This is a genomic window from Undibacterium hunanense, from assembly GCF_014284335.1.
Taxonomy (GTDB): Bacteria; Pseudomonadota; Gammaproteobacteria; order Burkholderiales; family Burkholderiaceae_D; genus Undibacterium; species Undibacterium hunanense.
The window spans coordinates 222696-234609 of the sequence record NZ_JACOGF010000004.1; the positions used below are offsets into that span (position 1 = coordinate 222696).

An 11914-nucleotide genomic window follows, 5' to 3' on the forward strand; every position below is an offset into this window, starting at 1 on the left:
TCATTTATGCAATCTGTCATTCAGCAAGCAAAACGTCTGATTATCAAAGTAGGTTCATCCCTGGTGACCAATGATGGCAAAGGCCTGGACAAACAAGCCATTGCCAAATGGGCTGCCCAGATCGCTGGTCTGCGCGCCATGGGTAAGGAAGTGGTGCTGGTCAGCTCTGGCGCAATAGCCGAAGGGCGGCAACGTCTGGGCTTTGAAAAGCGACCGACTGCCATCCACGAACTGCAGGCTTGCGCTGCTGTCGGGCAAATGGGCCTGGCACAGATTTATGAAAGCAGCTTTCGTGAACACCAGATAGGTACCGCGCAGATTTTATTGACGCATGCCGATCTGGCCGACCGTGAACGTTACCTGAATGCGCGTTCTACCCTGTTTACCTTGTTGCGCCTGGGCATTGTCCCCATTATTAATGAAAATGATACGGTGGTCACCGATGAAATCAAGTTTGGTGACAATGACACTTTGGGCGCATTGGTTGCCAATCTGATCGAGGGCGATGCCCTGATCATTCTGACTGACCAAAAAGGTTTGTACACGGCTGACCCACGCAAGGACCCGAATGCCAGCTTTGTGCACGAGGCACGTGCCGGTGACCTGGCGCTGGAAGCCATGGCCGGTGGTGCTGGCTCCAGTCTGGGCAGTGGCGGCATGCTGACCAAGATATTGGCCGCCAAACGGGGTGCGCGTTCAGGTGCGCATACCGTCATTGCCTGGGGACGCGAAGAAAATGTTTTGCTGCGCCTGGCGCAGGGCGAATCCATAGGTACGCAACTGATTTCGCAAATGGCACCTGTGGCCGCGCGCAAGCAATGGATGATGGATCATTTGCAAACACTGGGCCAGGTTGTGCTGGATGCTGGCGCAGTACAAAAACTGACGCGCGAAGGAAAATCTTTGCTGCCTATAGGCGTGCTGGATGTGCGTGGTGAATTCAGCCGTGGTGCAGTGGTCACCTGTTGTGATGAGGCCGGTACGCCGGTAGCCAGGGGGCTTATCAATTACTCAAGCGCTGATGCGCGCCGTATCAAGCGCCACGCGTCAGCAGAAATTGCATCCATACTCGGCTTTGTGGAAGAGTCAGAACTGATACACCGCGATAATCTGGTGCTGCTATAAAAATTGAGCGCTGAATTCAGCGCCCATTTTCATTTCTGCAATATGATTTTAATCATTGAGCATTTTAATAATATGACATTTTCTTGCCGCGCAATTTATCCAGCAAGACATTGACCTTGCCTGCTATTGTCCGGCCTTCACAAAAGTAATCCGAAAACAGGGTGCTATGCTGTTTGTTGGCACCAGTGCTGGAAATGGCATCCCATTGATTGCGACGCGAGCGCGACCAGGTACCGTCCGGGCGTCCAAAGGCAAATAATTTAACCTCATATGACTGGCAGCGCAGGCCTTCGTAGCTGATGTTTTTGGCCCCGCCATCGCTGGTGGCTACCAGGGTATAACGAATGGTACCGTCACTTGCGACCAGCAGGGACTTGGTATCAATCGCAAAAGACTGGCTGTTGCTTTTATAGAAATTCAGCAGGTTTTCAGCTTTCGGTGCTTCTGGCAATTGCAGGGCGACTTCGCGCCATTCCTTGTCTTCTTCGTCAGCAGGTTCTTGCGCATGTAGCAGGGGGGCTGACAGCAGCAGGGTGCAAAACAGGCTGCTTGCCAGATGGCGTAAATGTAGTGTTGGCATAAATTATTTAGATTCTTCCGGCTCGGTTTTCTTGATGTCGCGGCCCGGCTGCGCCTGTTGCTGATTGCGCAAATACCGGTTGCGGTTGGAATTCGGGTGTTCGGCACGGTGCACATAGCGTGACAATTCCTGCAAGGCCAGTTGGTAGACTCCCCGCTTGAATTCGATTACCACGTCCAGTGGTACCCAGTAATCATGCCAGCGCCATGCGTCAAACTCTGGATGGGTGCTGGCGCGCAGATTGACATCGCAATCACGGCCTATCATACGCAACAGGAACCAGATTTGCTTTTGCCCACGGTAATGCCCGCGGATTTCACGCTTGATAAAGTGATCGGGCACCTCATAGCGCAGCCAGTCGCGGGTGCGACCGATGACTTTGACGTGCTCTGGAAGCAGACCAGTTTCCTCTTCCAGTTCCCGGAACATGGCCTGTTCCGGCGATTCACCGTATTTGATACCCCCCTGGGGGAATTGCCAGGAATGCTCGCGCACCCGCTTTCCCCACCAGACTTCATTGTTGGCGTTTAGCAAAATTATGCCAACGTTAGGGCGGAAGCCTTCACGATCCAGCATGTTCAACCTCAAAACTTTCTGTGGCTAAACGGCCTGCTCCTGCAATAGATAGCGTTTGTTACATCGAAAAACCCCGCGATTTTCAGCGGACAGCCTCCAGGGAGGCGAACAAATCGCAGTTTCCTTCATCAAATGTGCAAAGAGTGGGCGCATTAGCCAGCTAATCCTTTAAAATTGAGTTGATTATAACCCTCCATTTAAAAAGAATCACTGTCATGCGTGCTACACGATTTTTTATTTCCACACTGAAAGAAGCGCCTGCCGATGCCGAGATCGTCAGCCATAAACTGATGATGCGTGCAGGCATGATCAAACGCCTGGGTTCTGGCATTTACAACTACATGCCCATGGGCCTGCGCATTATTCGTAAAGTTGAAAACATTGTTCGTGAGGAAATGAATCGCGCCGGTGCGGTTGAAATGCTGATGCCAGTGATACAGCCCGCCGAATACTGGCAGGAAACCGGCCGCTGGGACAAGTTCGGCCCGCTGATGATGCGCGTGAAAGATCGCCATGGCCGTGACTATGTGATACAGCCTACGTCGGAAGAAGTCATGACCGATGTCGCACGTACTGAAATTCGCTCTTACCGTCAGTTGCCGGTCAATTTTTATCACATCCAGACCAAATTCCGTGATGAACGCCGTCCACGCTTTGGCCTGATGCGCAGCCGTGAATTCACCATGAAGGATGCGTATTCCTTTGACCGCGATCCGGCTGGCATGCAGCAGTCATATCAACTGATGTATGACGCCTATACCCGTATTTTCCAGCGTCTGGGCCTGCAGTTCCGTGCCGTGGCGGCAGATAACGGTGATATCGGCGGTTCCGGCTCGCATGAATTCCACGTGATTGCTGAAACAGGTGAAGATGCGCTGGTGTATTGCCCAAGCTCTGATTATGCGGCCAATATGGAAGCTGCTGAAGGCGTGCCACTGCTGGCTGAGCGTGCAGCAGCCAAAGCTGAACTGAGCAAAACGGCCACACCCGGCAAGGCCAAATGCGAAGATGTCGCTGCCTTGCTCAACATTCCCTTGCAGCAGACCGTCAAATCCATCGTTCTGACTGTTGAAGATGAAGAAAAAGGCGAAGCTGGCAAACAACTGTGGCTGTTGCTGCTGCGTGGCGATCATGAATTGAATGAAGTCAAAACCGGCAAGATCCCTGGTCTGGCTAACTATCGCTTTGCCAGTGAATCTGAAATCATTGAATGGTTTGGTACGCCACCCGGTTATCTGGGCCCTATCAATACCAAAAAACCAGTCAGGATCGTGGCTGATCGCACTGTCGCCAATATGGCTGACTTTGTCTGCGGCGCGAATGAAGCGGACTTCCACTTTACCGGCGCTAACTGGGGTCGTGATATTCCTGAGCCGCAAGTTGCCGACATTCGCAATGTGGTGGCTGGCGACCCATCACCAGATGGCAAGGGCGTACTGGCGATACAGCGCGGTATTGAAGTCGGCCATGTATTCCAGCTTGGTACCAGCTATTCGCAGGCAATGAAAGCGACTTTCCTGGATGAAAACGGCAAACCGCAATTGCTGCAAATGGGCTGCTATGGCATTGGCGTTACCCGTATTCTGGGTGCTGCGATAGAACAAAACTTCGATGACAAGGGCATAGTCTGGCCTGCGTCGATTGCACCATTTGAAGTGGTCATCTGCCCTATGGGCATGGACCGCAGTGAAGCCGTCAAAACCGAGACAGAAGCGCTGTACCAGGCTTTGCTGGCAGCGGGTGTGGATGTCATTCTGGATGACCGTGGCGAACGTCCGGGCGCCATGTTTGCTGACTGGGAATTGATAGGCGTACCGCATCGCGTTGTCATTGGTGACCGTGGCCTGAAAGAAGGCAAGCTCGAATACCTGGGCCGCCGTGACAGCGAAGCCAGTAATGTGCCGGTGACAGAGATGCTGGCTTTCATACAGTCAAAACTGGCGGGAAATCAAGTCGCAGGATGAGGTATTTTTTCTTGCGCTTTTGCGTATGGCGCAAAGGAAGTGCTGGCAATCGCCGTTCGCCTGGGCTGCATAGCCCCGGCAGGCGATGGATACAAACCATCGTCTGCCTGGCTACCTGCCTGCTTGTTTTTTCTGGATTGCCGGCCCAGGCCGGTAATCAGAAAGAAGAAGCGATGGCCGATGGCGTACGATTGGCGCTGGCCAAGGCTATTTCTGATTCGACGCCACCCAAGCCCACATTCAGCAATATAGAAGAACGTATCAAATACCTTAACTGGCTGGGGGAAATGTCGTCGCGTCTGAAGCGTCGTATTCCCGACATGCAGACCCGCCGTGAATTACTTGAAGCGATCTGGTATGAATCCAAACGCGCCGGTCTTGATACCGCCATGGTCATGGGCCTGATACAGGTAGAGTCTGCTTTCCGTAAATATGCCACCTCGGTAGTGGGTGCACGCGGCTATATGCAGGTCATGCCTTTCTGGTCGCGTGTCATCGGTGACGGCGATGCCAAAAAATTGTTCCAGATGCAAACCAACCTGCGTTACGGCTGCTCCATCCTGCGCATGTATATAGACATGGAGAAGGGCGATCTCTATCTGGCCCTGGGCCGTTACAATGGCAGCCGTGGCCGCCCGGAATATCCCAAGGCCGTGCTGGCAAACTGGAAGAACTGGGAATTCAGCGGCGAAAGCGCATCGCAGCTCCGCAAGTAGCGTATTGCGCTACGCTGAGTCTAGTCAAACAATCCCTTGGAATAATGGCGGGCCAAGCCTGGCCTGTCATTTCACAATACGGTGATAACGCAGGCTGCTCATGTTACTCATGTTGCCCATGTCGTACATGTTGCTTACGTTGCTTATGTAGTTGATGCCGATTATGTCGATACACCAGGGAAGCTCATGCAGGCACTTTATTATCGCGAAGAAATTGCCAGTACAGGCTGGATGAAAGCACTCCAGTCACGCTGGCAAATGCTGGTCGCGGTAACACTTGCCCATCTCCTGCTTATTGCCCTGTGGCCCTCTGTGCGCATGCATAAAAGCGATAGTTTTATATCTCAGGCATTGTGGGTGAAAATGCTGGAAGTACCTGCACCGGCCAAATCCCGACAGGCGGAGCCGGCGTTAGTGCCAGCACCAGCACCAATACATAAGCTGCCGTTGCCAGCCAGAGCCTCGCCAGTCAGGCCCGTGCCAGCGGTGCAGACACCTGTCGCTGCAGTTGCTGCCAGCCCAGAAGTGAGCCCTGCTGCTCAAACCAACGAGCCGCTCAGCCAGGCGATCACTCCGGAACTGGCAGGAGAGAATTCTGTCATCCTACAGCGCGATATCCGTTCCATCATCAAAGCGGTGGAGCGTGAAATGCCAAATCGCATACTGACCGATATCCGGCCAGAAAAATCCTCCATGGTCGCATTTGCCATCAATGTTGCAGCCGCAGCGCGTCCACGTGGTACAAGCTATAAAAATATAGTCATGGCTGACGGTACTGCCATGACCAAGGTCACGACATCTGCCGGTTCGTATTGCGTGATTGGTGCCAAGCCAGGCGCGGATATCAGCAAGGCACCAGGTATACGAACTGTCAGTTGCGGCAGCTATTGATGGTTTCAGGATATCGCAGTGAACACGCAAATACCCTGTTAGACAGCTCAAGGCAAATCGGAGGATAGCAATGCTGGTACTGGTACCTGATTATCGCAACAACACCAGGCATGCTGGCTGGCAGATACTGCTGGCAGTGTTGTTCTTGCATGCCGGTCTGTATTTGTTGTGGCCATTGCTAAAGACCGGCTTGAATGAAGAGAAAATCAGCGCAGGTAGCCTGATTTTCCTGGATCTACCCATAGTAGCCAAACCATCAGTGCAAGAACCGGATAAAAAGGAGGCGCAGAGAACGGCACAGCCCCGGTCTGTCTCTGCACCGCCAGCCAACGATCACCCAAGGACAGCCACAGAAAACACGCCTGAGCCTGTAAGCCCGGATATCGGTGTAGCGCCAGAGCCTCAAGCTCATCCCCAGCCGAACTCTCAGCCGAATTTTCAGTCCAATGCCAGCATTAACCGCGACGTAGGGGAAGTCTTCAAGGGGCTGAAAAAGGATTTCCAGGAGCGTGAACGCTTCGCCAGCAAAGCAAACGTCGATCCGATTGCGAAGATGGGCGAGCGCATTGCCCTGTCAGGCACGGTCAATCGCGTGGGCGTCAAGCATGAAGTGCATATACTGGGCGATGGCCGCCCGGTATCGAAAGTCATCACCCCTTTCGGCACCTATTGCATACTGCACCGCAAGCCGGGCGAGATCATAGGCAATGAACTGGCGACTGTGCCGGTTACCTGCGGGAATTTGTGATTGGTGGGTGGAAGCCGGGAGTGACTCAGTAGTAAGCCAACATTAAGCCAACAGCAGGCCAGCAATAAGCCACAGTAAAGCTGCCACAAGAAACAAAAATGCCCGCGCGATGCGGGCATTTTCGTTTGGGATGGGACTGAATGCTTCCCTTTAAGTCTCCCAAAGCAACTTCGGAATCTGCTGCTAAAAATCAGGACAGATGACCGGAAATGAGTTTAGTCATTTCAAACATGGACACTTGTTTCTTGCCACCGAAGACGGCTTTCAACTTGTCATCCGCGTTGATGTTGCGTTTGTTTGCTTCATCTTGCAGTTTGTGTTTCTTGATGTATTCCCATACTTTTTTAGTGACTTCAGTACGAGGAATTGCTGCTGCACCGATGACTGCTGCCAGAACTGGAGAGATAGTCATAGGTTTCATGAACGCTGCATTTGGCTTGCGCGCTGCTGCTGGCTTGGCTGCTGCAACCTTTTTAGGAGCGGCTGCTTTCACTGCTGGTTTAGCGGCTGCTGCTTTTGGAGCTGCTGCTTTCGCTGCTGGTTTAGCCGCTGGTTTGGCTGCCGGTTTTGCTGCTGGTTTCTTTGGTGCTGTTGCCATAAATAGCCTCCTTCACAAATTTCGTGGACGGAGCTTTGATCGTTTTGAAAAGCTCCTGCATTGCGTCACTTCACGCATCGCTAATAGTGGTGCGGTTTTTACAGGGACGCAAGTGTTTTTTGCTGGTTTTTGTCGAAAAAGTGCAGGAATTTGCCTGTCGTTGGATTTACGCCTAAAAAAAAGCCGGATAAGCGCCATTTTGGCTGCTATCCGGCTTCTTTCTTCAGAGGGAAACGCAGAGTGAAATCAACGTTTTCCTGGCATCATTCCCTTCATGCCGCGCAACATTTTCATCATGCCACCGCCACGCAATTTCTTCATCATGGATTGCATCTGATCAAACTGGGTCAGCATGCGATTGACTTCCTGTATCTGTACACCGGCACCGGCAGCGATACGACGCTTGCGCGATGCCTTGATCAATTCCGGTTTGGCTCTTTCCTGCGGAGTCATGGAATTGATCATGCCTTCCATGCGGCGCACCTGTTTTTCAGCCTGGTCCATATTCGCGCCGCTGGCGGCCTGTTGCATCTGGGCCGGCAGCTTGTCCATCAGGTTGGACAAGCCACCCATGTTCTTCATCTGCGAAATTTGCAGTTTGAAGTCATTCATATCGAATTTGCCGCCATCCTTGAGCTTGTGTGCCAGATTCTGGGCGGCAGCCACATCCATGCCTTTTTGGGCGGATTCAACCAGGGCCAGGATGTCACCCATGCCCAGGATACGATTCGCCATGCGGGTGGCATCGAAAGATTCCAGGCCGTCGAGTTTTTCCGCCACACCGACAAACTTGATCGGCTTGCCGGTGATATGACGTACCGACAAGGCTGCACCACCGCGTGCGTCACCGTCCAGCTTGGTCAATACCACGCCCGTCAAAGGCAGGGCATCGTTAAAGGCTTTGGCGGTATTGACGGCATCCTGACCCAGCATGGCATCAACCACGAACAGGGTTTCTATGGGATTGACGGCGGCGTGAACGGCCGCAATCTCTTGCATCATCGCTTCATCTATACCCAGACGGCCAGCGGTATCAATGATCAGTACATCGTGATAGTGCTTTTTGGCGTAGTCGAGGGCGGCCAGAGCAATATCAACTGGTTTGTCCGTCGGCAGGGATGGAAAAAAGTCGGCACCGACCTGCGATGTCACCGTCTGCAACTGGCCTATCGCAGCAGGACGGTAAACGTCGGCAGAAACGGTTAATACCTTTTTCTTTTTTTGCTCTTTCAGATATTTCGCCAGTTTACCAACGGTCGTGGTTTTACCGGCACCCTGCAAACCAGCCATCAGGATAATCGCCGGTGGCTGGCAGGCGAAGCTCAGTTGCGAAGCATCTTCACCCAGATCGGCACCCATCAGGGTTGCCAGCTCTTTCTGGACTACACCAACCAGGGCCTGGCCCGGGGTCAGGGAAGAAATCACTTCTTCGCCCATGGCTTTTTCTTTGACGCGGGCGATCAGTTCACGTACGGCGGGCAGGGCAACGTCGGCTTCCAGTAAGGCCATGCGTACTTCGCGCAGCATGTCGGCAGTATTGGATTCGGTCAGGCGGGCTTCGCCGCGCATGGTCTTGACGACTTTGGCAAGGCGCTGGGTAAGGTTATCGAGCATGTTTGCTTAAAGAATCTTGAATAAAAATCAATGAAATGCGATGGCCTGCTACAGTTCGCTTATATCTTTATCAAGATATAAGGATGGCTATCGCAATAGCAAGGCAGTGTTACAAGACAGTGTTTATCAGCGCAAGCAGCGCTACAATGGCCATGCTTTATTGTGACAGCCTGCAAGACAGGCAAGAATAAACGGGCATTTTACCTGATCATCAAGACGGACTCAGGCATTTCGCTTTATGGCAGTGACGGTAAAATTTAAAATTCTGGATTTCCAGAATTATTTAATGGGTTTTGTGCGGTTTTTCGCACACATGCGTAAAACTACGGATGTATTTCCTTATGGACAGGAGTTAAATCCGGTAGACAGCCCTCATTCCGTCGCTTGGTATGAAGTCTGCTAGAACTCATTTCATAAATAGGAGTGAGTGCGAACAAGACGATTTGGGATGTAGTGCAAGGCGTGACGCGCAGCTAAGGCTGGTGCCTTAGCAAGCGGCACAACGCTGCAATACGCCCAAATCGTCAGTTCCCGAAGGGTTTGCCTCATAACGCGTGCTGGACTGCGTTGGACTCGTTGTCAATAGGCCCACTATTGACTGCCTCGTCCGCCTTGCCAGCCCGCGTTATGAGGCAAACGCATCTCGCTCCTATTTATGAAATGAGTTCTAAATAAGAGCGCACTAAAATAGCTGCTCATCAATCAGGAGACAAACATGAAACCACTTCAACGCGTGTGGCATTTGCCGCGCGCCCTTGGCTTTTGCGCCCTTGTCCTCATTCCCGGCCTGTTCCCCGCAGTATCCCAGGCGGAAGAGGGAGTGACTGATTCCACCATATTGATAGGGCAGACTGTTGGCCTGACCGGTCAGATTGCCGGTCCCGTCAAAGAGATGAATGCGGGTGCTGCCGCCTATATATCCCAGATCAATAAAGCCGGTGGTATCAATGGCCGCAAAATTGAGTTGCGCATCTTGGATGATCAGTTTGATCCGGCCATTGCTGCTGCCAATGCCGAAACCCTGGTCAAAAAAGAGCATGTCTTTGCCCTGTTTCAAAGCCGTGGCACGCCCCATACCCAGGCGATTCTGCCGGTACTTGCTGCCAATAAAATCCCCTTGATCGCACCAAGCACCGGTGCGGCTGTGTTTCACGCGCCGACGAATCGCTACCTGTTCAATGTGCGCGCAAAATACCAGGATGAAGTCAAAAAAGCGGTGGAGCAGTTTTCCACCATAGGTTTGAAGGATATCGGCATTGTCCATGTCGACGATACGTTTGGTGGGGATGGCCTGGCCGGTTTTTCTGCTGCCATGAGCAATTTCAAGATGCAACCCTCGGTCGTCGCCAAGTACGACCGGGCCAAGCCGGATGTTGCCAGGGCTGTGGATGAGGTGATGAAATCGCCAGCCAAGGCACTGGTGATAGTCGGCTCTGCTACCACCGTGTCGGAAATCATACGTGGGCTGCGGGCCAAAGGCAGCGTTATACAGATCATGACGCTCTCGAATAATGCATCGCAATCGTTTATTGATTCGCTGGGGCCGGCGGCCACGGGTATCATGGTGTCGCAGATCATGCCTGCACCACATCTGGTATCAAGCATACTGGGGCAAGAGTTCAAGTCTATTGCCAAAGAGCATGGCGTGACCGCCTCATATGCAGCGATGGAGGGCTTTGTCTCTGCCAAAGTGCTGGTGGAAGGATTGCGCCGTAGTGGCAAGACACTGACCCGTGAAGGTTTGGTGCGGGCACTGGAAAGCATGCACAAGATAGATCTTGGCGGTGTGACTGTCACGTATAGCGAGCGCGACCATAGCGGCAGCGAATTTGTCGAATTGACGATGATAGGCCGCGACGGCAAATTTGTACGCTAGGCAAATTGTGGAGACGGTATATTTTGCGTGGCAGACAATGCGAAAACACCGACAAACACCATCCGGCTATCCGGAACTTCGCACGGGCTTCTGGCCTGCACCAGAAAAAATTGAATAAAATCAGTTGTTTACCTTGCGTTATAAGCTGGCACAATATCTGCTATTCATGTTGAGTAAGTAAAAATCAAATCAGAAATCCACCATTTCAAGGAGACAAAGATGTTCAAAAAGATTTTGCTCGCCAGTGTTATTGCTTCCAGTCTGTTGGCCGCTACTAGCCAGGCCCAGGAAGTTGTCAGGCTTGGCAATCTGAAATTCGCCCATTACGGTGCGGTGTCCTACATCAAGGAAATCGCTCCCAAATGCGGTATCAAGGTGGAAGAACGCGTTTTCGCCAAAGGTCTTGATGCCATGCAGGCAGTGATTGCCGGTGAGCTTGATGTCGGTGCCGTTTCATCAGAGGCAGTGATTTCTGCACGTGCCAGTGGTACACCGATTTACCTGGTTGCCGGCTTTGCCAAAGGTGGAGCACGTCTGGTGGGCCGCGCTGATCTGGGCATGAAAAGTGTGAAAGACCTGAAAGGCAAAAAAGTCGGTGTGACACGTGGTGGTATCCAGGATATTCTGCTGGCAGCCGAACTGTCGCAAAATGGCCTGACTTACTCCGACCAGCCAGGCAAGGATGTGCAAATCATTTATCTTGGTTTCCCTGACCTGAACCAGGCTTTGTTGGGCAAAAATATTGATGCCATCATGCAGTCCGAGCCTTACTCTTCGCAAGCCATCAACAAAGGCTTCGGCAATGAAATCATCAAGCCTTACGACACACCAATAGGTGAGCCGGTACGCACCATGGTCATGACCGAGAAGTTCTATAAGGAACGTCGTCCTGTCGCAGAAAAATTCATGCGTTGCTTTGTCGAAGCCACCAAGACCTTTATCGACAACAAGGAACTGGCTGAGAAATATGTGCGTGAAAACATGTTCAAAGGCCAGGTCAGTCACGAAGATTTTGTGAACGCCATAGAAAATTCACCTTACTCTTATGATGTGACGCCAGAGCATATCCAGATCACCACTGACCTGATGCAAAAGTATGGCGTCGGCAAAATGGCCAAACCACCAGTCGCCAAGGATTGGGTAAAAACCGATCTTCTGGAACAAGCGAAGAAAAGCCTGAACATCAAGTAAGTCACCAGTTTGAGTCCAGGGTGGGTGTCATGTAC

General features: G+C 52.1%; 11 protein-coding genes. 7 read left to right on the forward strand and 4 right to left on the reverse strand.

The window, feature by feature from the left end:
• The first annotated feature begins 6 nt into the window (after nucleotides 1–6).
• Nucleotides 7–1125, forward strand: coding sequence for a glutamate 5-kinase (gene proB / locus H8L32_RS09745; RefSeq protein WP_186946998.1), 1119 nt, complete (start codon nucleotides 7–9; stop codon nucleotides 1123–1125).
• 64 nt (nucleotides 1126–1189) lie between these two features.
• On the opposite strand, the gene H8L32_RS09750 is transcribed toward proB, so the two are convergent.
• Together H8L32_RS09750 and H8L32_RS09755 are read right to left on the reverse strand one after the other, a co-directional pair.
• On the reverse strand, nucleotides 1190–1705 hold the full coding sequence (locus H8L32_RS09750; RefSeq protein WP_186946999.1) for a CNP1-like family protein: 516 nt from the start codon (nucleotides 1703–1705) through the stop codon (nucleotides 1190–1192).
• Between the two features lie 3 nt (nucleotides 1706–1708).
• A complete protein-coding gene (locus H8L32_RS09755) occupies nucleotides 1709–2281 on the reverse strand; it encodes an RNA pyrophosphohydrolase (RefSeq protein WP_186947000.1) in 573 nt (190 codons plus the stop codon).
• Between the two features lie 215 nt (nucleotides 2282–2496).
• Here H8L32_RS09755 and H8L32_RS09760 point away from each other — a divergent pair, with 215 nt between their 5' ends.
• The 4 genes from H8L32_RS09760 to H8L32_RS09775 all read left to right on the forward strand — a co-directional run bounded on the left by H8L32_RS09760 (nucleotide 2497) and on the right by H8L32_RS09775 (nucleotide 6600).
• Nucleotides 2497–4245 (forward strand): proline--tRNA ligase, encoded by a 1749-nt coding sequence (locus H8L32_RS09760; RefSeq protein ID WP_186947001.1) that lies wholly within the window; start codon nucleotides 2497–2499, stop codon nucleotides 4243–4245.
• A complete protein-coding gene (locus H8L32_RS09765) occupies nucleotides 4242–4961 on the forward strand; it encodes a lytic transglycosylase domain-containing protein (protein WP_186947002.1) in 720 nt (239 codons plus the stop codon). Before H8L32_RS09760 ends, H8L32_RS09765 begins: the two co-directional genes overlap by 4 nt.
• Nucleotides 4962–5147: 186 nt before the next feature.
• Nucleotides 5148–5852, forward strand: coding sequence for a hypothetical protein (locus H8L32_RS09770; protein WP_186947003.1), 705 nt, complete (start codon nucleotides 5148–5150; stop codon nucleotides 5850–5852).
• Between the two features lie 70 nt (nucleotides 5853–5922).
• Complete coding sequence (locus H8L32_RS09775) at nucleotides 5923–6600, forward strand: hypothetical protein (protein ID WP_186947004.1); 678 nt, start codon at nucleotides 5923–5925, stop codon at nucleotides 6598–6600.
• A 190-nt stretch (nucleotides 6601–6790) separates the two neighbouring features.
• Here H8L32_RS09775 and H8L32_RS09780 read toward each other — a convergent pair whose 3' ends face one another.
• Nucleotides 6791–7198 carry an SWIB/MDM2 domain-containing protein gene (locus H8L32_RS09780; RefSeq protein ID WP_186947005.1) on the reverse strand — a complete coding sequence of 136 codons (408 nt, stop codon included), beginning with the start codon at nucleotides 7196–7198 and terminating at the stop codon, nucleotides 6791–6793.
• A gap of 246 nt (nucleotides 7199–7444) precedes the next feature.
• Nucleotides 7445–8812: a signal recognition particle protein gene (gene ffh, locus H8L32_RS09785; protein ID WP_186947006.1), complete on the reverse strand. Its 1368-nt coding sequence runs from the start codon at nucleotides 8810–8812 to the stop codon at nucleotides 7445–7447.
• 715 nt (nucleotides 8813–9527) lie between these two features.
• On the opposite strand from ffh, the gene H8L32_RS09790 reads away from it, so the two are divergent.
• Together H8L32_RS09790 and H8L32_RS09795 are read left to right on the forward strand one after the other, a co-directional pair.
• Complete coding sequence (locus H8L32_RS09790) at nucleotides 9528–10688, forward strand: ABC transporter substrate-binding protein (protein ID WP_186947007.1); 1161 nt, start codon at nucleotides 9528–9530, stop codon at nucleotides 10686–10688.
• A gap of 219 nt (nucleotides 10689–10907) precedes the next feature.
• The gene (locus tag H8L32_RS09795) at nucleotides 10908–11879 is read left to right on the forward strand and encodes an ABC transporter substrate-binding protein (RefSeq protein ID WP_186947008.1); all 972 of its coding nucleotides are present in this window, start codon (nucleotides 10908–10910) and stop codon (nucleotides 11877–11879) included.
• Nucleotides 11880–11914: the final 35 nt, after the last annotated feature.